Genomic DNA, 22,176 nt, shown 5'->3' on the forward strand with positions numbered 1-22,176 from the left:
TCGCAGTCATGCCTGAAAGCTCCCGGCGCCGACTGGTCCTGCTGGTCGGGTCCGTCGTTCTGATCCTGGCCGCGGTCAATGTGGCCGACAAGTTCGGGCCCCATCACACCGGCCTGGTCGTCGGTCCGCTCGTGGCGCTGATTCTGGTGCTGCTGGCCCGCAAGGTTGGCCTGAGCTGGCACGATCTCGGGCTTTCCCGGCGTACGCTCGTGCCCGGCCTCAAGTACGCCCTCGGCGCGATCCTGGCCGTCGCGGTCGTCTACGCGATCGGTGTCGCGCTGCCACTCACCCGGCCCGCGTTCCACGACGTCCGCTACCACCTGCACCCCGGCGCGGCGCTGCTGACGGCCTTCATCGTCGTGCCGCTCGGCACGGTCCTGCTCGAAGAGGTCGCCTTCCGCGGCGTGCTGCTGGGCCTGGTCAACCGGCATCGCGGCGCCGTCTGGGCGAGCGTGACGTCGTCGGTGCTCTTCGGCCTCTGGCACATCTTGCCGTCGCTGCGCCTCAACGACGCCAACCAGGCGGTCGGCTCGGCCGTCGGCGGCGGCACCACGGGCCGCGTGCTGGCCGTCCTGGGAGCGGTCGCCTTCACCGCGGTCGCCGGCCTGCTGCTCTGCGAGTTGCGCCGCCGCAGCGGAAGCCTCCTCGCGGCCGCCGCCCTGCACTGGGCCACCAACGGTCTGGGCCTGCTGATAGCGGCCGGCCTGGCCACGACAAGCCTCGTCTGAGTACTGCCCGGCCCCAGCGAGCCGATCACGCTGGGCTGAGCGCTCCGCCGGAGGCGTCGACCAGCTCGAAGCCCGAGCCGGCCGTCAGATCACGTACCGTCGCCGAGACGAGCAGCCATCGGCCGGAAGACCAGACCGTTCGCGTACGCCTTACCCGTGTCCGGGTCCAGTCCGAGCAGCCAATTCACACGCTCGCCGTACGCTCGGGCCGTCGCCGGCCGCGAGCATGTCGCCGATCGCGGTGACCGGGCCGTCGTACACCGCGACCGTGGCGCTGTCGGGGTTGAGCGGCCTTCACGAGACTTCGAGGCGACTCTCCTGGACCCGGCTGTCCTGATCGCCCGGCGCTGCCGTGACGCATCCGGTCAGCCGCCGAACCAGCTCGATCCTGGCCGCCATGTCCGCTGGCCTGAGCACCCAGCCGGCGATCAGCCTGCTGGCGTGGCTGTCGAACACCACCTATTCGACGATGTCCAGGTCAAGGTGCAGCGCCAGTGCCTCACGTACCGCGAGGTGGAGCCGCTCCGGAAGCTCCCCGACTTCTTCGACGATCCGACGAATGTCCACCGACCTGATCTGTTCGGCTTGGATCTTGCTTTCCTGGTCCAGGCCGGCGCCGTCCACGGCGGCCCCGTCGATCAATACTTGAAAGGCATAGAGCCGGGATGTGTTGGAAGTGATCGGCAGTACCGAGATGACCCCACGCCCGTTACGTTGCGCGGCCCGAACAGCCCGGTCGTTGCACACCACAAGCGCTGGCCGGGTCTTGTCGGCTTCGCTGCCCACAGCGGGGTCCAGATTTACCCGGACGATGCTGCCCCATCTCACGACGGCAGACCGTCGGCGGTCGCGTTGTCCCACAGAGCCTGCTCGCCGCTCGCCTCAAATTCATCGAATGCCGCTTCGTACTGCTCGTCGAGCTGGCTGCGCCGCAACAACTGCACCGCTTGGTGGAGCACAGCCGACCGGTTGGTGCCCTGCGCGTCGAGGAACGCCACATCCGAATCCGGCAGACTCACACTAATCTTCACACCAACAATGCTACCTGGGGTAGGACGATTCGAGAATCGAGACCTGAGCCCGGATCCTCACAGCGGCCGCCACTCGGGTTCCAACCATTCACGGTCGCGGGTGAGCTTGAGTCGTGCCCCGGTGATGTGGCTGCCAGCCCGCAACGAGCGCCTGCCGGACGATCTTCACGATCAGAGCCGGCTCGGCCGGGTTCAGTTCGAACCGGGGTTCCCCGCCGGACTCGATGCGGGCGCCGGGTCGTGCTGCCCGACGTCAGACACGCCGATCACTCATGGGCGGCGGCCCGCCGGATGACCTCCTCGGCTGTCAGCGGGCTCGGCGGGTGGTGGCTCAAGCAGAACGGCGCCCGCATCTTCACGAAACTCGCCCCCTCGACCGCGGCGTAGAACTCGCCTCGGTCGAGCCGGCCGACGTCGGGGATGGGGCTGCCCTTCACCCGGGCGATCTCCTGGGCCGCGTCGATCTGGGTCATGCTGGTCAGCAGCCCGAAGAACTGGGTGGCGGCGTTGCCCGGGATGCGGTTGTGCAGCCCCTTCGGCGCCTGGGTGGCGAAGACCAGGCCGAGACCGTACTTGCGGGCCTGCGACGCCAGCATCAGCGTGCTGTGCGTGCACGGTGTCATCGCGCCGGACGGGGCGAAGTTCTGCGCCTCGTCCATGACGAACAGGCCGCCGAGCGGACGGTCGCCGGCCGGGTTGCGCTTGATCCACGAGAACAGCGCGACCTGGAGCTGGTTGACGAACGTCTGCTGCTGCTTCTGATCGTTCAGGCCGACGAAGCTGATCACCGAGATCCGCGCCCGTTTGCCCGGCGGCGGCGTCAGCAGCTCACCGGGGTCGGCCAGGGCGCCCGCCCCGCCGAACAACGGATCGTTGATCTTCGCGGCCTTGAGGAGCTGCGACATCTTCGCGGCCAGCTTGATGCCGTCCTCGTCGAGGTCGCTGATCCCCTCGGGCAGGTCACCGAGCAGGTCGACCAGGCCGTCGAGGTCGCTGCCGCCCCGGCGGGCGTAGTGGGTGAGCGACTGCCGCAGCACCGACTGGCTGAGCCGGGCCTTCTCGGTCGTGCCGTCGGCGCGGGCGTGCGGCGCGAGGGCGGAGACCGCCACCTCGATGCCCGCTTCGAACGCGTCCGGGTCGTCGACGATCTCGGCGAAGTCGGGCAGCGGCCGGAAGCTCAGCGGACGGCCGCCGCGCCACCGCGGGGTCCACACGACGACGTCGGTGTTCGCGAGGTAGTCGGCGGCCCGTGCGTCGTCGCCCGGCCACCATGAGTCCGGCGGTTCCCGGTGCGGGTCGCCGAGCCGCGCGAGGTCGTTGTTGGGGTCGAGAACGATCGCCGACACACCCTGGAGGGCGCACTCCTCGATCAGCCGCCGGATCAGCACCGTCTTGCCCGACCCCGAACCGGCGAAGATCGCCGTGTGCCGCCGCAACGCCTCCAGCCCGACGGCGACCCGGCCCTGGCCGTCCACCGCGGCCCCGATCGCGATGGCCCCGACCGGCACGGCCGACGATTCGGAACCCGGCGCTTCAGCCCGCGGCGAGGCCGAGACAACCGCGGGCGAGACAACCGCTGGCCCGACAACCGCCGGCCCGACAACCGTTGGCGTGACAACCGCCGGATCGACAACCTCGGGTACGACCAACGAACCGGCCAGAACGCTGATGTCGGCGGTCGGCCGGCGTGCGCCGAACCAGGGCCGCAGCGCCTCCTCGCCGAACTCGGCGATCATCCCCTGCAGCGCCGTCAGCCGGATCACGTCCTCCTCGGGGAAGTCGAGAGTCAAGCCGCCGGCCTCGTTGAATGCCTTGATCACTTCCTGGGTACGGGTTCCCGGCGACCACGACGGCGTCCGCAGCAGGAACAACCGCCGCCGGGACACCCCCTCGGTCAGCCCGGCCGAGGTGATCGCGTTGCGGATGCGGTTCAGCGCGGAGATGGGATGCTTCGCGCAGACCGCCCGGAACGACCAGTGAACCTCGTCCTCGTCGTCGGACTCGAGGGCGAGCCGCAACCGGGCGTGCAGCGCGGGTTTGCCGCCCGCCTGCGGGTCGATGCTGAACAACTCCCCGGTCGCGCCCTGCTCGGCGATCCAGGCGGTGAGACCGGCCCGCAGCAGTTCAGGCACGACCTGGTCCTCGGTGGTCTGGCTGAGCGCGGCCTCCGGATCGGCGATCTTGACGAGTTCGTCGTACCGGGTGTTGAACTCGGGGAATTCCGCGACCGGCTCCTCCCTCTCCGCGGGCCGGGCCGTCGGCGACTCCTGAGCGGAATAGAGGAGGTGCGTGAGCTCGGTGATCTTGTCTTCGGCGAGTCTGGCCCGGACGTGCCGGTCGACCGTCCGAAGGAGTTCCCGGGGCGTGAACTGAACCGCCTCGGCGAACGCCTCGGGCCGCACCGGCCAGGTGGGGTACGGCGGCTCGAACTCCACCTCGGCGAAGCGATCGGCGAACCGGCGGGCCACGAGCCGCTCGCCGACCTCGCGGGTGGGGATCTCCTTGAGCCACGCCGCTTCCCGGAACCTGTCCTGGACCGTGTCGGTGACCTGACCCTTGATGTCCTGCCAGGTCTTGGGCAGGCAGGCCACCACGGACAGGGTGCGCCGGGTGTTCTCGCGCAGCGACATCAGGCCACCGGCGATCTGTTCGAGCAGCAGCGCGGTCTGCCAGTTGGCCCGGTCGCCGCCGGCCGTCGACTTCACCGATTGAGCGATGAGGATGTCGATCTGGTCGACGGCGATGACCGTCGGCCCGGTGAGGGAGAGCAGCCTCGACACCTCACGGACGATCTCCTGGGCGGAGCGTTTGCCGCGGCGCATCCCCCAGGCCGCCCGGTCGCCCGGCTCCTCCTCGTCGTTCGAGCAGAGGAAGTCGTAGCCGACGTCCTGCGCCGGCAGGGACGAGGACGCCTGCAGCACCAGGGCGCGGGCGGTGTCCTGACACTCCATGCCGATCTGCCGATGGTGTTTGCGCAGCAGGTCGATGAACGCGTCGAGCGCGGGGCGGGTCAGTTCGTACTCGCCGATCAGCGCGCGCTTGACCGGCCGCGGGGCCTCGATGAGCTCGGCGAGTTGCCGGAGGAAGAACTCCAGCTGGGTGTCGCCGTCGGGGCGTGGCCGGGCGAAACCGTCGAGCAACGCCATGGTGGTGTTGCGCCAGAAGGACTTGGCCTCGCGAATCTCGACCAGGAAGAAGTAGCCGGCGTCCGACTGGATCCGCTCGCGCACCGTGCCCAGCAGGTGGGTCTTTCCGGTGCCCCGCGGGCCCTGCAGCGCCAGGCCCATCGGGCTCTCGAGGTTGCGCCGCGCCTCGTCGACCCCTTCCATGACCAGGGCGAGCAGGTCTTCGTGCAGGCCGTCCACGTGGTACGGAGCGGGACGCCAGACGTCGTCGGGGGTCGGCGCCCAGCTCAGCCGGAGGGCCGCCAACGCGCGACGCTGGTCCTCGTCCACCGGGCCGCCCTCGTCAGACGCTGATGGCGATGAGGTGCTTGGCCTGGTTGCCGATGCTCACCGCGGCCGCGCGTTGCCCACCGGTCAGCACCTTCTGGTTGGACTCCGGCACCAGGTTGACGTCGCGGGCGCGGTTGAGCTCGATGAGCGCGTCGTCGAGTTCGGCCCGGTTCACGTCGGGCAGCGCCGCCCGCAGGTCTTCGAGCATCAGGTAGTCGCCGGGCCGTGCGGTGAGCGACGAGTACGCCTTGCGTACGCGCTCTTCCAGGCCGCTGTCGAGCGCGGCCGCGACCGGGGCCCCGGCCAGCCGGAAACGGAACAGATCTTCGGGTTTCGTGCCGGTCCGTTCGATCAGGTTGCGTACGAATCCCAGGGCCGCGTAGAGCGCCAATCCGACGGTTCCCGAGCCGGGCGGCTGGTCACCGTCGAGTTCGGTGACGGCGCGATCGTGCCCTTTCTGGGTCAGTTCGAGAATCATCGGGCGCCCACCGGCCTCGAGATATCCCCAATTCACCAGCTCGTCGCGCTTGGGCTTTTTGAGACTGTTGCTGACGGCTGTGTTCGGGAGCGGTTCGGCATTGATCATCAAGGTGAGGAGAACATACCGCTGCACCGATGTCAGCTCTTTATCGGTCATATTCGGGCACTCCTCGGGGCGCCCGGAGGCGCTGTTGATCTCGGTTCTCGCGGCGGGGCGCCGATTACCGGCCCGATTCTGCCGACGTGGGAGCGGATCCCGCAAGGTGGTGTTCCGAGCCTGCCAATATCTGACACGGTACTTCTCAGTAGATCTTTTCCGGGCCTGCTCACACGCTTTCCTCAAACATTCGTTCGAGGCCGCCGAAATGCGATCTTGAACGGCCGGTATTGCCTCGCGGCCGCGATTGAAGGCAGCATGTCGCTTCGGTGAGAACGCGACGGGAGGTGCGGCTCTTGTCGCCCGAGATCGTGACGTACGACGTGGACGGTTCGACGACCGCCCGGTTCGAGATCGAGCCGGGTGACGGGTTCGTGCCCGCTGGCGCCGGCGACGTGCTGGGCAAGGTGCGTGACGCGGCAGGGCCGGCGATCGAGGCGGCCCGCGAACTGCTCGAGCTGGCCCGCGAGCTCTCACCCGACGGCGTACAGGTGAAGTTCGGGGTCAAGGTCACCGGGACCGCCAACTGGCTGGTCGCCCGGGCCGCGACCGAGGGCAACTTCGAGGTGACGCTGACCTGGAACCCGCCCGGCACCGTCCCGGCCACGGGCGACTGAGGACGGCCCGGGGTGCACGAACCGCCGTCGGACGGATGGGCCGTCGCCCTGCACGACGCCGAGGGCGCCGAGACGTCGATCGGCTCCGGCCTGGTCGTCGACACCAACCTGGTGCTGACCTGCGCCCACGTGGCCTTCCGAGAGGGTCGCGCCAAGGACCTGTGGGTGTCCTTCCCGATGGCCGACGTCGGCTTCTGGGAGCGGCGACGCGTTCGCCAGTGCCTCGTGAACGGCATGCCCGACGAGCATGTGGACCTCGCGCTGCTGGAACTGGTCGACCCTGTCCCCGCCGAGGTCACGCCGGCCACCGTACGTCTGCTGACGGGCCGGGAACTGCTGGAGCGGCCCTGGTGGGCCTACGGCTACCCGGCCACGATGCCGAGCGGCTACTCGACGCACGGCCGCGTCTCGGGTCATCGCGGCCACGGCAAGGTCCACCTCGCCACCGAGTCCGACAGCCCGGTGGCCAAGGGTTTCAGTGGCGCCGCGGTGTGGTCGCCGGACTATCAGGCGGTCGTCGGCATCGTCCTGGAGGCGCAGAACGGCAAGGGTGACGCTCAGGCGCTCACGTTCCGGCACGCCGACGACCGGCTGCCCGCGCTCAAGCTCGGCGCTCTGGCCGCTTGGCAACCCGCCGACGCCGACGAGACCGCGCTCGCCGCGTGGGGCTGGGCCCTGGTCACCGACGAGGAGGCCGGCCGGCACTGGCTGCCGAGGGCACGCGGGGTGGCGGTCGCCGGGGAGAACGGTCACCGGTTCCGCGGCCGGCACAACGCCCTGCACCGGCTCGTGGGAGCGCTCGACCATCCGTACGCCTCGGGCCGGCCCTTGATCGTGACGGGCTCGCCCGGGGTGGGCAAGTCGGCGGTGCTCGGCCGCCTGGTCACCACGGCCGACCCGGCCCTGCGCAGCGAGCTTCCGGCGGATGACACCCTGGTGCGGGCGACGCCGGGCTCGGTGGCCTGCGCGGTGCACGCGAAGGGCAAGAGCGCCCTGGACGTCGCGGCCGAGATCGCCCGCGCGGCCGGTGTCGGCCTGCCCGCCGCTCCGGTCGACGTCGTCTCGGCCCTGCGTGACCGGCTCGCTGACCGACCGGCGCGCTTCAACCTGATCGTCGACGCCCTGGACGAGGCGGCCGACCCCGAGCAGGCCCGCTCGCTCGTGCGGGAGGTGCTCATCCCGCTGGCCCACGACGGACGCGCGGCCGGCATCCAGGTTCTGGTCGGGACGCGGCGCCTCGACAGCGACGGCGACCTGCTCGCCGAGTTCGGCCCCGAACCCGACGTGGTCGATCTCGACGCGCCCGAGTTCTTCGCCGAGGCCGACCTCGTCGACTACACCGAGGCCACCCTGCGCCTGCTCGGCGATCCACGGCCGGGCAACCCGTACGCGACCGCCGCCGTGGCCCGGCCGGTCGCCCACCGGATCGCCCGGTTCGCGCGGCAGAACTTCCTCGTCGCCGGGCTCGTCGCTCGGGCGCACGCCCTGAACGACTCGGAGCCGGTCGGCGCGGGGACGACGTTCGCCGGTGACATGGCGTCCGCCTTGAGCACCTATCTCGACGGCCTGCCCCCGGTCGGCGGCGCCTCGGCCCGGCTGGTGCTGACCGCCCTCGCGTACGCCGAGCCGCCTGGACTGAACCCGATGCTGTGGCAGGCGGCGGTGGCCGCGCTCGGTGGCACGTCGACCGAGGATGAGCTCCGCCGTTTCGCCCGCACCTCGGCGGCCAACTTCCTGGTCGAGAAGGCGGATCCGGCCGGCGCCAGCTATCGGCTCTTCCATCAGGCGCTCAACGACGAACTGACCTCGGAACGCGCGGGCGACCGGCCGAAGCTGGTACGCGCCTGGGCGTCGCTCGGCCGGCGAACCGGATGGGCCGCGGCGCCCGGATATCTGCTGCGGTTCCTGCCCGTGCACGCCGCGCAGGCGGGGATGCTCGACGAACTGCTGACCGACGACGACTTCCTGCTGCACGCCGAGCTGGACCGGGTGCTGCGCGTGGCCGGCGCGGCGAGCACCGAGCGTGGTCGCGCACGGGTGGCGCTGCTGCAGCGTACGCCCGCTGCTCTGGCCGTTTCGGCGCCGGAACGCTCGGCCTTGTTCTCGGTCGTCGACCGGCTCGACGGTCTGGGCGCGGCGGTCTCGGCCGACGGCGCGCCCTACTACGCGGCGTGGACGCACGCCCGGCCCCGCCAGGAGCGCACGGTTCTCGAGGGTCACTCGCAGGCCGTCTACGACGTGGCCTCGATCCCCGTCCAGGGCCGCAACCTGCTGGCCTCGGCCGGTGAGGACGGCGACGTCCGGTTCTGGGACCCGCTGACCAACCAGTCCGAACGGGTCCTGCACTGTCACGACGATTGTGTCCGCAGCCTGTGCGCGGTGCGCGTCGGCACCGAGACGCTGCTCGCCACGGCGGGCCACGACGGGACCGTACGGCTGTGGGACCCGGTCAGTCGTCAGATGATCCACGAGCTCCGAGGCCACGCCGAGTGGGTCCGCAACGTCTGCACTATCCCGGGCCCGGACGGCGACCTGCTCGCCTCGGCCGGCGACGACTGGTCCGTACGCATCTGGAACCCCGCCACGGGCACGCCGGTGCGCACCCTGATCGGGCACACCGGCTGGGTGACCGCGGTGACGCACGTGCCCGTCGGACGCCGCCACCTGGTCGCCTCCACCGGATACGACAGCACGGTCCGCCTGTGGGATCCGCGCACCGGGGACGAGTTGCTGAAGCTCGCCGGGCACATCGGCTGGGTGACCACGTTGTACGCGGTGACGACCGAGCGCGGCACGCTGATCGCCTCGGCGGGTTACGACGGGACGGTGCGGCTCTGGGATCCCGTCACGGGCGCCGAGGCCGGACGGTTCGAGACCGGCGGCCCGATGACCGACCTCTGCACCGTGGGCACCCCCGGCGGCCTGCTGCTGGCGGCCACCGGGGAGGACGGCGCCATCCGCATCTGGGACGTGGCGACCGGCCGCGAGCGAACGGCACTGCGCGGTCACGCGAGCTGGATCCGGGCCGTGTGCGAGCTGCCGATCTCCGACCGCCGGATGCTCGCCACGGCCGGCGACGACGGCACCGTACGCCTCTGGGACCCCGACGGCGACCTGCCCGGCCCGGTTCGCGACGGCCGCCGGCTGCGGGACGTGACCTCACTGTGCACGGTCACCTTCGACGGCCGTGACGTCGTGGCCTCCACCGGCAGCGACGGCAGCGTCCGCCTCTGGGACCCGGCCGACGGAACCGAACTCGACGAATACTCGGCCGACGCCGGAACGTTGAACGACCTCTGCGCGGCCGACAACGACGGCGAGACGCTACTGGTCGCCGCGGGCGGCAACGGCACGGTCCAGCTCTGGTCGGCGGGTTCCGGCCTGCACGACGCCCCGATGACCGCGCACTTCGACTCGGTCAACGCGGTCCGGGCGCTGCCCGCCGCCGACGGCACCATGATCGCCTCAGCCGGCGACGACGTCACGATCCGGCTGTGGCGCCCGCACGACAAGGTCGTCCGCGAGAACCTGACCGGCCACACCGACTGGGTGACCGCCCTGGCCGTGACCGTGCGCGACGGCCGCCCGGCGCTGGCCTCGGCCGACAAGAACGGCACCGTACGACTCTGGGACTCCGACGGCGCCGCTTTGTGGACCGAGCACGGCCACTCCGACGCGGTGAACGCCCTCTGCACGGTCGGACCGCTGCTCGCCTCGGCCGGCGCCGACAGCGTCATCCGCCTGTGGGATCCCGAGGACGGCCGCCCCCACGACCCGCTGCTCGGCCACGTCGGCGAGGTGAAGGGCCTCTGCGCGGTGCCGTCCGCCGGCGGGGAGCTGCTGGCCTCGGTCGGAGCCGACCGCACCGTACGCCTCTGGGACCCGGCGACCGGCCGGATGCTGCGCGCTATCCCGGTCCACCATCCGGCGCTGAGCTGCCACTTCGTCGCCGGTCGCCTGATCGTCGGCCTGAGCGAGGGTTTGATCGCCCTCGCCGTCGACGGCTGCGGCAACCACTGAGGTCTTATTCGACTGCGGGTTCGCGGGGAGCTCCGCCGGACGACTCGATCGAAGCCCGCACGGCTTCGGCGGCAAGCTGATATATGTCGGCTTCGGAGCTCCTGTTCACGCCTTCCAAGCCGGGCGACGAGTTGACCTCCAAGATCAGATATTCGTCGTTCTCATCCAGCACCAGATCGACACCGACCATGATTCCCTGTACCGCGTCGGCGGCGGCCACCGCGATGTCCGCGACGGGATCGATCTTGGCGATGGTCTCGATTCCGCCCGCGTCCAGGTTGTTCACCGCGAACGGTCCGGTCGCCGGATCGGCCGGCGTTCGATGGATCGCCGCCACCGCACGTCCACCGCAAACCAGGACGCGCACATGGCGAGCGGGGTCGGAATACAGTTCGGGCTGCGCTATGTAGGCCTCGTCACTCTCGAACGAGGATCCCGGCGATTCCGCGCGGACACCACGTCCACCTGCCCCCTGGGCCGGCTTGACGATCGTCATCGGAGTTCCGAAATCAGGCACCACGTTGTCGGGCAGGACGAGCTGCGTGGGCACGGTCGGCAGCCCGACGGCCTCCAGAAGACGATGGGTGAGCCATTTGTCGCTGCAATTCCTGAGGCAGAAGAATGGATTGACGACCGGAACTCGTTCGGCCAGAGCGGCGGCCAGTGCGTAGCATCTCGGGAAGAGATTCTCCGAGACGCGCCACAGCACCGCGTCGACATCCGGGAATGCAAGGCCCCCGCTGCTCGAATTGGTGCTGTTCGAGACCGTCAGTTCGGGTCGGCCACCCGACCGCGTGCTGAGCTGTATGTCGCCGAGACGGATGGGGACGTAGTCGATTCCCAGTCTCTTCAACGGCGATCTGAAAGGGTGGTCGTCGGCGCTCCAAGCGTTGAATCGACTGACCACGCCCACCCGTCCGGGCACAACTCCTCCGTGACTGTTGAAGACAGAGCTCATGACCTGGGCGGCGGTGGGCGCAAGGACGAAAGCTCCCTCGATATCGCCCGGAGGCGCGTCGTCAATTCCATCGGCATCGTCGGGTCGAGTTCCCGCGCTGCGATGAGTGCGCGGATCTCACGTCTGGTTCGACGCCCGCGCAAAACGGCAAAAGGGCGCAGGGACCGCCTCATCGCCACCACGCACAACGCAAGTTCCGGCTTGTTGTCGAAAAGAAACTTACCACCCATGTGAGCGTCGGAGTCCTGGCGCACGAGTCGCATCGACCATGCTTGCTGCCGGTGCGGCCGGCAATCGCGATGCGTCCGGTTCAACAGAAGGGCATAGGCGTCGCCGGCCTCACGAGAATGAAGCAGCAACAACGCACGATAGTGTCCGAGTTCGATGAATGAGTCGCTGACCAATCCGGCCATTCGTTCCCGGGTGGCCGGACTTGAGTCCGGGCGCCGGGAGATCCGGAACGGAAGTTCCTCGTAGCGGCGAACCGCTTGAAGGGCGTCGGCGAAGAGCCGTACTTTGTCGTCGCGCCGCTTCCATCTTTGGGCCGAGAGATAGCCGCCGACAGCGGCGACCGCGGCGATGGCCGCCGCCAGCAGAGTCGCGGTCGGTGGGCTCAAGGAAACAGCCTCCTCACGGCTGCTGCGGTGCGGCGGGACAGGCACACGACACTGACGGCTGCCATCATGCCAGCTCGCTCCATTGTCGAGGACCGGCCCACCGGCGGCCGGGCGGCGATCCAGGCCGCAGTAGTGATGAACTACTTCGCGGGCGCGACGATGCCGTACTCGTGGATCTTTCGGTAGATCGTGGCCCGGGACATGCCCAGGGCGGTGGCTGCTTTGACCTTGTTGCCGTCCCAGTCCAGCAGGCTTCGGACTATCGCGTCGCGTTCCATTGCTTCCAGAGGGCTCAGCAGGCGGCGGCTCACCGTGCGGCACTCCGGGGGCAGGTCTCGCGGTTGGATGGCTCCGCTGCGGCGGTGCTGGACGATGTTGCGGAGCACCTGCCAGAGCTGCTCGATGTTGCCCGGCCAGCTCGCGCGCGACAGCATCTGCAGCGCCGCCGGGGAACACTCGAGGCGGCCGTCGGGGACCAGGCGGGTCAGGAAGAACGGGACCAGGGCCTGTACGTCCTCGAGGTGGTAGCGCAGCGGCGGCAGCTCGACCGTGCCGGGGAAGAAACGCAGCAGGTCCGGCAGGTCGGTGCCGTCGTGGAAGGTGATCACAACCCATGGCGATGTCCCGAAGGTGCGGGCCCGCTCCAGCAGGCGGCACAGCGAGCGCAGGGCCGGTCCGTTGGCTCGGTCCACGTGCTGAATGACCAGCGCCCCCTGAGAAATCCGCAGCTCGCGCCGCACGTCGTCGAGCCACGTGCGGCCGGGCAGGGCCGCGTCGGCCACCGCGAAATGGGCGCCGGGATGTTCGTGCTGGTGGATCGCGCGCACGACGGCCAGCTTCCCTACGCCGGCCTCGCCTTCCAGGGCCAGCCACTCCCCCGACGCGTACGTCGCCGAGACCTGGTGGCAGCCGCGCAGCCACAGCCCGCCCGCACCGACCAGGCCGGGCAGGAAGACGCGGGCCGTGGGCGCCGGCGCGACGCGTACCCGGTCTTCGATCTTGACGTGGACGACGCCGCCGGTCAGGCCGCCCTCGCCGCGGACGGGACGGCAGTAGAGGCGCGCCTTGACCCCGCTGGGCAGCTCGACCGTCAGGGAGGCCGTCGGGTTGCGGCCGGCCAGCGTCTCGGCCGCCTGCGACAACAGCAGCGATTGCTCGGCCGGGTCGAGCACGTGCCGGGCGTTGTCGTTCATCATCACGACGTCGTTGTTCAGGGCGAAGACAATTCCCGCCGTACGCCGGCACGTGCGCAGGTATTCCTGCAGGAGTTCGAGCTCGCGGATGCCGCTGTCGGCCAGCAGCGCCTGCTGGATCTGCCCGGCGGTCGTCTTCGCCAGCGCGAGCAGCAGCGGGTCGGCGTCCTTGCGCCAGCAGGTCAGGTCGACCGCGCCCACCGTCTTGCCCGAGATCGGGTGGTGGATCGGCACGCCCGCGCAGGCCAGGTCTTCGAGGTGTTCGGCGTAGTGCTCGTGGCCGAAGACGTGCATCGGGCGGCCGCCTTCGAGGGCCGTGCCGATGCCGTTGGTGCCGACGAATTCCTCGGCGTAGCTGAAGCCGGGGGCCAGGTTGACGTGGTCGAGGTGGGCGTCGAGGTCGCGGCCCGCGTCGAGGCGGGTCAGCACGAGGCCCTGCGGGTCGGTGAGGATGATGCTGATCGGCTGCCCGTCGAGGTGCTCGCGCAGGTGGCGCAGCACGGGCAGGGCGCTGCGGGTGAGCGGCGTGTCGAGGTCGGGGTCGCGCAGGTAGGTCAGGTCGACCCGGTCGGCGGCCACGTTCCAGCGGCGGGAGCGCCACCACGAGGCCAGGATCGCGTCGCGGACCTGGTCGGGGTTGACGTCTTCGGCGGTCAGGAACTGCTCTCGCGTTTTGGCTAATCGATCGTTGTCGGCGGGAGGCATGGGGGGATCCCCCTGTCCGCAGGTTTCAGGCTCGTTACACCGTACGCCCGGGCACGGTGACCCCCGTCTCATGTTGAGACCCGCCGGCCCGCCCGTACGGGGTGAACTCCAGGGATGGAGACGTACAACCCCTGGACCGTCGTCAATGTCGTCTTCCACCACCTAGCTGCTCAGGGGCTGCATCCCGTGCTGGGCGGCGCCGATCCGGGCGCGCCCGCGGCCGAGCTGCTGCGCGCGCTGGGCATCGAGCCGGCGGCCGAGGGCGACCGCCAGGTCGGGGAAAGAGTCAAAAAGCACCTAGCCGACATCCGGGCCGCGGTCTTCGAGGAGAACGGCCGTGACTCATTGTGAGACCCCCGTACACGTACGGGTGAGGTCTGATGCGCCAGTAGGACGCAGCCAAGGACGAGGAGATGACTCATGAGTCGGCAGAGCGTGGCCAGGGCTCATCAGAAGATCCAGGAGCTGTCCTGGGAACCGATGTACCACCAGCCGGTCTCGCACTACGGAACCGACTACACGTTCCGCAAGGCGCAGAAGAAGGATCCGCTCAAGCAGGTGCTGCGGTCGTACTTCCCGATGCAGGAGGAGAAGGACAACCGGGTGTACGGCGCGTCGGACGGCGCGATCCGCGGCAACATGTTCCGCCAGGTGCAGGAGCGGTGGCTGGAATGGCAGAAGCTGTTCCTGTCGATCATCCCGTTGCCGGAGATCTCGGCGGCGCGCGCGATGCCGCTGCTGTTCCGCAACGTGCCGAACCCGGAACTGCACAACGGCCAGGCGATCCAGATGATCGACGAGGTTCGGCACTCGACGATCCAGCAGAACCTCAAGCGCCTGTACATGAACAACTACATCGACCCGGCGGGCTTCAACTCGAGCCTGCGCAACTTCCAGAACGACTACTGCGGCACGATCGGCCGGCAGTTCGCCGAGGGGTTCATCACCGGCGACGCGATCACGGCGGCCAGCATCTACCTGACGATCGTGGCCGAGACGGCGTTCACCAACACCCTGTTCGTCGCGATGCCGGCCGAGGCCGCCGCGAACGGCGACTACCTGCTGCCGACGGTGTTCCACTCGGTGCAGTCGGACGAGTCGCGGCACATCAGCAACGGGTACGCCACCCTGCTGATGGCGCTGGCCGACGAGGGCAACCACCAGTTGCTCGAACGCGACCTGCGGTATGCCTGGTGGAACAACCACCGCGTGGTCGACGCCGCGATCGGCACGTTCATCGAGTACGGCACGAAGGACCGTCGCAAGGACCGGGAGTCGTACGCGGAGATGTGGCGCCGCTGGATCTACGACGACTACTACCGCAGCTACCTGGTGCCGTTGGAGAAGTACGGACTGGTCATCCCGCACGACCTGATCGAGGAGTCGTGGAACCAGATCTGGCACAAGGGATACGTGCACGAGGTGGCGCAGTTCTTCGCGACCGGCTGGCTGGCCAACTACTGGCGGATCGACCCGATGACCGACAAGGACTTCGAGTGGTTCGAGTACAAGTACCCCGGCTGGTACGACCGCTATGGCAAGTGGTGGGAGCAGTACAACCGGCTGTCGACGCCGAACGGGCACCACCCGATCGTCGCCGAGGACGTCGACTATCAGTACCCGCACCGCTGCTGGGTCTGCATGGTGCCGTGCCTGGTGCGTGAGGACATGGTCATGGCCGAGGTCGACGGCCAGTGGCGTACGTATTGTCACGAGGCCTGCCGCTGGACCGACGTCGAGGCGTTCCGCCCGGTCTACCAGGGCCGCAACACCCCGAACATGGGTCAGCTGATCGGCGCCCGCGAGTGGGAGACCCTCTACCACGGCTGGAACTGGGCCGACGTGGTCACCGACATGGGCTTCGTGCGCGACGACGGCAAGACGATGGTCGCGCAGCCGCACCTGAACCTGGACGACCCGAAGAAGCTGTGGACGCTGGACCACCTGCGCCGCATGCCGAACCTGCAGAGCCCGAACGTGCTGCTCAACCAGATGACCGACGAGGAGCGGGCGAAGTTCCACGCCGACTACATCCGCGGCGGCCCGGCCGGGCGCCCGTACCGCGCCGGATAACGACGTGGGCGAAAAGCACCGGGTCAGGTTCGAGCCCGTCGGGATCGAGATCGAGGTCGACGAGGAGCAGACCGTGCTGCGTTCCGCGTCCGAGCAGGGGCTGATGCTCATGCACGGGTGCAAGGAGGGCCAGTGCGCGGCCTGCAAGTCGTTCGTCCTCGACGGTGACGACATCGAGCTCGACCGCTACTCCACGTTCGCGTTGCCCGACTACGAGAAGGAGGAGGGCTTCACGCTGCTCTGCCGGGCGCACGTGTACGAGGACGTGACGATCGAGCTGCTCAACTACGACGAGGAGATCCTGCGTTCGGGGCTGCCCATCCAGAACGCCGTGGCCGAGGTCGTGTCGATCGATCGCGTGACGCACGACCTCCGGCACCTGGTGCTGCGGCTGATCGAGCCGGCCGAGATCACTTTCTTCCCGGGTCAATACATGGACATCAAGGTCCCGGGTACGGACGTCACGCGTTCGTTCTCCATGGCGAACACGTCCAGCAAGGAGAACGGCCGGCTCGAGTTCGTCATCAAGGTCTACCCGGACGGCGTGTTCTCGTCGTTCCTCGACGGCACGCTGAAAGCCGGCGACCGTCTGGACCTGACCGGCCCGTTCGGGGTGTTCACCCTGCGCGACGCCCCCGATCGCGACCTGGTGTTCGTCGGGGGCGGGGCGGGCCTGGCGCCGATCCTCGCCCTGCTGCGCTCGATGGCCGAGCGGGGCATCGAACGGAAGGCCGTCTTCTACTACGGAGCCCGTACGGCGAAGGATCTCTGCTTCGTCGAGGAGATCCAGGCCCTGGCCGACAAGCTGCCGGGCTTCCGGTTCGTGCCCGCGCTGAGCGAACCGGTCGAGGGCGAGGACTGGGACGGCGAGGTCGGGTTCGTCACCGACGTCGTCCGTCGTCACGAGGCCGACCTGCAGCGGGCCCACGCGTATCTCTGCGGGCCGCCGCCCATGGTCGAGGCGGCCATGCCGCTGCTGGCCCAGCTCGGCACGCCCGAGAAGCACATCTATTTCGACAAGTTCACCACGACAGGTGGGGAGGACTGATGACGACCGCGACGGAACGTAGCGTTCCCAAGCCCGTCTTCACCGACGCCGAGGCCGGCGCCAAGGAGTTCCCGGACTCCTCGGCACGCCGGTTCAATTACTTCACTCCGCAGAAGCGCAAGCAGACCCACTACGAGGACGTCACGGTCGAGGTGCAGCCCGATCCGCGGCACTACCTCTCGCAGGGCTGGCTCTACGGGTTCGCCGACGGCAAGGGCGGCTACCCGCTCGACTGGACCGTACTCAAGGCCTGGGGCAGCGACCGCCCCGAGCCCGAGCGGGGGCCGGGTACGGGTGGCAAGGGCTACGACTGGCCGGCCCACGGCTGGCACGAGTTCCGCGACCCGAACGAGGAGTGGGAGCTCTCGCTCTACCGCTACAACGCCAACGTCGTACGCCAGCTGCAGGCCAACGTCGACGCGGCGCGGCAGGCCAAGGCGTTCGAGCAGTGGAACCCGAACTGGGTGCGTTTCGTGCAGCAGAACGTCGGCGCCTGGATGCACGTCGACCACGGTCTCGGCCTCTACCTGTTCGCCAACGCCAACCGGCGCGGGCCGACCAACATGCACAACACGGCGATCGCCGTGAACAGCATGCACCTGATCCGCGCGGCCCAGGACCTGGCGCTCTATCAGCTCACCCTGACCGAGGAGATCGACGGCTTCGACGGCAGCGCCCACCTGGAGACGTGGAACTCCGATCCCGCGTGGCAGGGCGTACGGGAGACCGCGGAGCGGCTGACCGCCACGTCCGACTGGGGTGAGGCGATCTTCGCGGCCAACGTGGTCTTCCAGCCGCTGGTCGGCGAACTGTTCCGCAGCCACCTGGTCATGCAGGCGGCCCCGCGCAACGGCGACTTCGTCACCCCGACCGTCGTGGGGGCCGAGGAGTTCGACTTCTCCGAGCGCGACCTGCGCTACACCCGGGCGATCTTCGAGCTGCTCACCAACGACCGCCAGTTCGCCGACCACAACAGCCGGATCCTGAACGGCTGGCTGGCCGACTGGACCGGCCAGGCGATCGCGGCGGCCCGGGCGCTGCAGCCGCTGTGGTCGCAGCCCGACCTCAAGCCGGGACGTTTCGAGGACGCGCTCGACCGGGTCAAGAGCCGCTTCGCCGGCATCGTCGAGGACCTCAGCCTGGACCTGCCGAAGGAGCTGGAGCGATGACGCAGCAGTTCAAGACGGCCGACAGCCCGTTCAAGTCGGACAACACCGCGTCGAACATGTGCGGGATCACGCTGATGAACAGCCAGATCGGCATCGTCGTGGCCGAGGTTCTGAGGGACAAGCCCGGCGTACGGGTCACGCCCCTGCCCTCGATGATCCGCGTGGACGCGACCAACCGGATGGACATCGTCTATGACGAAGTGTCCGAGGCGCTGGGCGAGGAGCCGGGGTTCTTCGACTCGGCCCAGTTCGAGGAGAGCATGTCGACCCATTACGGCCGCATGATCCACGAGGACGACCGGACCATCATGTTCGCCAACCCCGAGGACGCGGCCGAGTTCATCGGTTTCGACCTGCAGGCCGGATCGGAGTCACGCCATGTATGAGAAGGACGGGGAGAAATACTTCGTCGTCGACAGCCATATGCACTACTGGAACGCCGGGCCCGACAACTGGGTCCCGGGGGCCGAGCAGTACGCCAAGGGCTGGATCGAGTGCTTCCACGCCTACCAGGGATTGGGGCCGCCGGAGACGCACTGGCCGATCGAGAAGTTCATGTCGTACACCGAGGACGACCTCATGAAGGACGTCTTCCAGGACGGGTACGTCGACGTGGCGATCTTCCAGCCGACGTACCTGACCGAGTGGTACCGGGAGGGTTTCAACACCACCGAGAAGAACGCCGCGCTGGGCGCCAAGCACCCGGGCAAGTTCATCGCCAACACCCGGTTCGACCCGCGCGACGGCGACGACGGGCTCAAGAAGCTGGAGGAGAACGTCGCCCGCTACGGCAGCATCGGTGTGAAGCTCTACACGGCCGAGTGGAACAACGGGTCGCGCGGCTGGACGCTGAAGGACCCCGCCGCGTACCGCTATCTGGAGAAGGCCCAGGAACTGGGCATCAAGAACATCCACGTGCACAAGGGCCCGACGATCTGGCCGCTGGACAAGGACGCCTTCGACGTCTCCGACGTGGATCACGCGGCGACCGACTTCCCGCAGCTGAACTTCATCGTCGAGCACGTGGGGCTGCCGCGCATCGAGGACTTCTGCTTCATGGCGACGCAGGAGCCCAATGTGTACGCGGGCCTGTCCGTGGTGATCGGTGGTCTGATGCACGCGCGGCCCAAGTTCTTCGCCAAGGTGATGGGCGAGCTGCTGTTCTGGGTCGGCGAGGACAAGATGACCTTCGGCAGCGACTACGGCATCTGGGAGCCGAAGTGGCAGATCGAGGGATTCGTCGACTGGGACTACCCCGGTGACGAGTTCTCCGACTACCCCAGGGTGACGACGGCTACCAAGAAGAAGATCCTCGGGCTCAACGCCGCAAAGCTGTACGGCATCGAGGTGCCGAAGGAATACCAGCTCGACGCGGGCGAGGGGGCACCGGCGGCCCGGGACGACGCCGTGGGTGTCAGCTCCGGGTCACCGGCGGCTTCGCTCGGATGACCGCCACCGCCGTGGGGACGCGCATCTTGGCCGCGCTGGCCGAGGTGCGCGACCCCGAGCTGGACGAGCCGATAACGGCGCTGGGCTTCGTCGCGTCCGCCGCCGTGACCGACGACGGGGTGGCCGAGGTGCATCTGCGGCTGCCGACCTACTTCTGCGCGCCCAATTTCGCGTACCTGATGGTGGCCGACGCCTACGACCAGGTTTCCGCCCTGGGCTTCGCCACCACCGTGATCCTGGACGACCACTTCGCGTCGGACGCGATCAACGAGGGGGTGGCGGCCCGGGCCGGCTTCGCCCGGTCGTTCGACGGGGAGGCCGTCGGCGAGCTGGACGAACTGCGGGCCGACTTCCTGCGCAAGGCCGTGCTGGCCGGGACGGACGCGGTGTGCCGGCCGCTCGCCGGTTTCCCGCTGGCCACCATGACCATCGGCGACGTGCCGGCCTCACCCGCGCTGGCGCGACTCAAAAGGCGGCGGCGTGATCTCGGTCTGCCCTGTGACGACTCCGCTCCCCTGCTGATCGACCCGAGGACCGGCGACCCGATCGGCGCCGACGCCGTCCCGCTTCACCTGCGCAAAGCCCGTCTCACCCGGACAAGTCTCGACGCGAACACCGGCATCTGCCGAGGGATGCTGCGGCACCGATACGACACCGACGGTCAGGGCGAGGACGCCCGGTAAGAAGGCCTTCCAACCGCCCCGCCCGCCACCCCAAACGGACTTAAGGGAGCTTTCTGATGGCCAAGGAACTCCGATTCGGCGCGGACGCCCGCACCCTTCTGCAGAGCGGCGTCGACAAGCTGGCCGAGGCGGTCAAGTCGACGCTCGGGCCCAAGGGCCGCAACGTCATCATCGAGAAGATCACCGGCTCGCCCGTCGTCACCAACGACGGCGTCACCATCGCGCGCGAGATCCACCTCAAGGACCAGTTCGAGAACATGGGCGCCCAGCTGGTCAAGGAAGCGGCGATCAAGACCAATGACATCGTCGGCGACGGCACCACCACGGCCACCGTGATCGCCCAGGCGATCGTGCGGGAGGGCATGGCGGCGATCGGGCGCGGGGCCAACCCCGTGCTGGTGAAACGCGGTGTCGACCTGGCCGTCGACCGCCTGGTCGAGCGTCTGCATACGACGGCCCACCAGGCGAGCACCGAGGAGGAGCTGACCCGGGTCGCGGCCATCTCGGCCAACGACGACGACGTGGTGGGCCGGGTCATCGCGAAAGCGCTGCACACGGTGGGTGACGGCGGAATCGTGACCGTCGAGGAGTCCCAGCGGCACGGCATGAGCGTCGACTTCGTCGAGGGCTTCGAGTTCGACAACGGCTACCTGTCGCCCTACATGGTCACCGACCCGGGCCGGCTGCAGGCGGTCGTCGACGCCCCGTACATCCTGCTGTGCAGTGAGAAGATCACCAAGGTCCAGCAGCTCATGCCGCTGCTCGACAAGATCATGCGAGCGCCGCGACCACTGATCATCATCGCCGAGAACGTCGAGGGCACCGCCCTGTCCATGCTCACGCACAACCACGTGAACGGCATCTTCCAGTGTGTCGCCGTGCGCGCCCCCGGTTTCGGCGACCGCCGGCTGCACAAACTCGAGGACATCGCCGCGCTCACCGGCGGCGCCGTCTACAGCCGGCACTCCGGCTTCACGCTCGAGACGATGACCATCGACCAGCTCGGCCGGGCCGACCAGGTGCTGGTCGAATCGGAGCGCACCGCGATCGTGGGCGGCGGCGGATCACCCGACGACATCGAGTTCCGGGTCACCCAGCTGCGGGCCGAGCTCGAACGGGCCACCTTCGGCGCCGACGAGGACGTTCTCACCGAACGCATCGGCGCCCTGACCGGGAAGGTCGCGATGATCCACGTCGGCGCTCCCACCCCGGCCGAGCTCAAGGAGCTTCAGCACCGGGTCGAGGACGCGTTGTCGGCCACCCGGGCGGCGATGGCCGAGGGGATCGTGGCCGGCGGTGGCGCGGCCCTGCTGCACGCCTCGGACGCGCTCGACGACCTGAAGATCAAGGACGAGGACTACGCCACCGGGATCGAGATCGTGCGGCGGGCGCTGCCCGAGCCGGCTTTCCTGATCGCCGCCAACGCGGGGTTCTCGGGGGCCGACACGGTCGCCCATATCTCCCAGCTCGGGCCGGACGAGGGCTTCGACGCCTTGCAGGGCCGGTTCGGCAACATGATCGAGATGGGGATCGTGGATCCGCTGCGGGTGGCGCGGTCGGCGCTGCAGAACGGGGCGTCGGTGGCGGGGCTGCTGCTCACGACGAACACGCTGGTCGCCGAGGAACAGACGCCGTGGGGTGGTTCGCCCGCCTTGATGAGCGAGATCGGCGAGCTCGACGAGGGGCTGCGACAACCCTCCCCCGACTCCAGCACACCGCAGTCGCTGGGCCTCGGCCCGTCGGTCGGCTAACCACCGATGGGCCCGGTGATGGGCGACGGCGAGACTCGGCCC

At 69.0% G+C, this 22,176-nt stretch carries 19 protein-coding genes; 11 read left to right on the forward strand and 8 right to left on the reverse strand.

The features are described 5' to 3' along the window. The first annotated feature begins 8 nt into the window (after positions 1 to 8). Complete coding sequence (locus EER30_RS21795; RefSeq protein ID WP_127502356.1) at positions 9 to 728, forward strand: CPBP family intramembrane glutamic endopeptidase; 720 nt, start codon at positions 9 to 11, stop codon at positions 726 to 728. 294 nt (positions 729 to 1,022) lie between these two features. On the opposite strand, the gene EER30_RS47220 is transcribed toward EER30_RS21795, so the two are convergent. The 5 genes from EER30_RS47220 to EER30_RS21815 all read right to left on the reverse strand — a co-directional run bounded on the left by EER30_RS47220 (position 1,023) and on the right by EER30_RS21815 (position 5,851). Beyond that, positions 1,023 to 1,187, reverse strand: a complete 165-nt coding sequence (locus tag EER30_RS47220; RefSeq protein ID WP_164842436.1) for a hypothetical protein — start codon at positions 1,185 to 1,187, stop codon at positions 1,023 to 1,025. After that, positions 1,188 to 1,589, reverse strand: a complete 402-nt coding sequence (locus EER30_RS21800; protein ID WP_349290884.1) for a type II toxin-antitoxin system PemK/MazF family toxin — start codon at positions 1,587 to 1,589, stop codon at positions 1,188 to 1,190. Next, on the reverse strand, positions 1,553 to 1,759 hold the full coding sequence (locus tag EER30_RS21805) for a DUF8778 family protein (RefSeq protein WP_127502358.1): 207 nt from the start codon (positions 1,757 to 1,759) through the stop codon (positions 1,553 to 1,555). Before EER30_RS21805 ends, EER30_RS21800 begins: the two co-directional genes overlap by 37 nt. Before the next feature lie 266 nt (positions 1,760 to 2,025). Then, the gene (locus tag EER30_RS21810; protein ID WP_127502359.1) at positions 2,026 to 5,214 is read right to left on the reverse strand and encodes a helicase HerA domain-containing protein; all 3,189 of its coding nucleotides are present in this window, start codon (positions 5,212 to 5,214) and stop codon (positions 2,026 to 2,028) included. Between the two features lie 13 nt (positions 5,215 to 5,227). Beyond that, entirely contained in the window at positions 5,228 to 5,851 is a 624-nt protein-coding gene (locus EER30_RS21815; RefSeq protein WP_127502360.1) for a hypothetical protein, read from the reverse strand. Between the two features lie 269 nt (positions 5,852 to 6,120). Here EER30_RS21815 and EER30_RS21820 point away from each other — a divergent pair, with 269 nt between their 5' ends. Together EER30_RS21820 and EER30_RS21825 are read left to right on the forward strand one after the other, a co-directional pair. After that, positions 6,121 to 6,468 carry a CU044_2847 family protein gene (locus EER30_RS21820; RefSeq protein ID WP_240670219.1) on the forward strand — a complete coding sequence of 116 codons (348 nt, stop codon included), beginning with the start codon at positions 6,121 to 6,123 and terminating at the stop codon, positions 6,466 to 6,468. A gap of 12 nt (positions 6,469 to 6,480) precedes the next feature. Continuing rightward, positions 6,481 to 10,488, forward strand: coding sequence for a trypsin-like peptidase domain-containing protein (locus EER30_RS21825; RefSeq protein WP_127502361.1), 4,008 nt, complete (start codon positions 6,481 to 6,483; stop codon positions 10,486 to 10,488). 4 nt (positions 10,489 to 10,492) lie between these two features. Here EER30_RS21825 and EER30_RS21830 read toward each other — a convergent pair whose 3' ends face one another. The 3 genes from EER30_RS21830 to EER30_RS21840 all read right to left on the reverse strand — a co-directional run bounded on the left by EER30_RS21830 (position 10,493) and on the right by EER30_RS21840 (position 13,961). Then, a complete protein-coding gene (locus EER30_RS21830) occupies positions 10,493 to 11,413 on the reverse strand; it encodes an ATP-grasp domain-containing protein (RefSeq protein WP_164842437.1) in 921 nt (306 codons plus the stop codon). A 29-nt stretch (positions 11,414 to 11,442) separates the two neighbouring features. Further along, positions 11,443 to 12,063: a hypothetical protein gene (locus EER30_RS21835; RefSeq protein ID WP_127502363.1), complete on the reverse strand. Its 621-nt coding sequence runs from the start codon at positions 12,061 to 12,063 to the stop codon at positions 11,443 to 11,445. Between the two features lie 140 nt (positions 12,064 to 12,203). Next, positions 12,204 to 13,961, reverse strand: coding sequence for a sigma-54-dependent Fis family transcriptional regulator (locus tag EER30_RS21840; RefSeq protein WP_127502364.1), 1,758 nt, complete (start codon positions 13,959 to 13,961; stop codon positions 12,204 to 12,206). A 114-nt stretch (positions 13,962 to 14,075) separates the two neighbouring features. On the opposite strand from EER30_RS21840, the gene EER30_RS21845 reads away from it, so the two are divergent. From EER30_RS21845 to groL, 8 genes are all read left to right on the forward strand, one after another. Further along, the gene (locus tag EER30_RS21845) at positions 14,076 to 14,312 is read left to right on the forward strand and encodes a hypothetical protein (RefSeq protein WP_127502365.1); all 237 of its coding nucleotides are present in this window, start codon (positions 14,076 to 14,078) and stop codon (positions 14,310 to 14,312) included. Positions 14,313 to 14,381: 69 nt separating this feature from the next. Continuing rightward, entirely contained in the window at positions 14,382 to 16,034 is a 1,653-nt protein-coding gene (locus tag EER30_RS21850) for a ferritin family protein (protein WP_127502366.1), read from the forward strand. Between the two features lie 4 nt (positions 16,035 to 16,038). Then, positions 16,039 to 17,082 carry an NADH:ubiquinone reductase (Na(+)-transporting) subunit F gene (locus tag EER30_RS21855; protein WP_127502367.1) on the forward strand — a complete coding sequence of 348 codons (1,044 nt, stop codon included), beginning with the start codon at positions 16,039 to 16,041 and terminating at the stop codon, positions 17,080 to 17,082. Next, positions 17,082 to 18,251, forward strand: coding sequence for a ferritin family protein (locus tag EER30_RS21860; RefSeq protein ID WP_127502368.1), 1,170 nt, complete (start codon positions 17,082 to 17,084; stop codon positions 18,249 to 18,251). Before EER30_RS21855 ends, EER30_RS21860 begins: the two co-directional genes overlap by 1 nt. Continuing rightward, a complete protein-coding gene (gene mimD / locus EER30_RS21865) occupies positions 18,248 to 18,637 on the forward strand; it encodes a propane 2-monooxygenase effector subunit MimD (protein ID WP_127502369.1) in 390 nt (129 codons plus the stop codon). The genes EER30_RS21860 and mimD overlap by 4 nt, the downstream gene beginning before the upstream one ends. After that, the gene (locus tag EER30_RS21870; RefSeq protein ID WP_127502370.1) at positions 18,630 to 19,700 is read left to right on the forward strand and encodes an amidohydrolase family protein; all 1,071 of its coding nucleotides are present in this window, start codon (positions 18,630 to 18,632) and stop codon (positions 19,698 to 19,700) included. The genes mimD and EER30_RS21870 overlap by 8 nt, the downstream gene beginning before the upstream one ends. Then, on the forward strand, positions 19,697 to 20,383 hold the full coding sequence (locus EER30_RS21875; protein ID WP_127502371.1) for an iron-sulfur cluster assembly protein: 687 nt from the start codon (positions 19,697 to 19,699) through the stop codon (positions 20,381 to 20,383). The genes EER30_RS21870 and EER30_RS21875 overlap by 4 nt, the downstream gene beginning before the upstream one ends. A gap of 56 nt (positions 20,384 to 20,439) precedes the next feature. Then, the gene (gene groL, locus EER30_RS21880) at positions 20,440 to 22,134 is read left to right on the forward strand and encodes a chaperonin GroEL (RefSeq protein WP_127502372.1); all 1,695 of its coding nucleotides are present in this window, start codon (positions 20,440 to 20,442) and stop codon (positions 22,132 to 22,134) included. The last annotated feature ends 42 nt before the right edge of the window (positions 22,135 to 22,176 follow it).

This window comes from Actinoplanes solisilvae (assembly GCF_003999975.1).
GTDB lineage: Bacteria > Actinomycetota > Actinomycetes > Mycobacteriales > Micromonosporaceae > Actinoplanes > Actinoplanes solisilvae.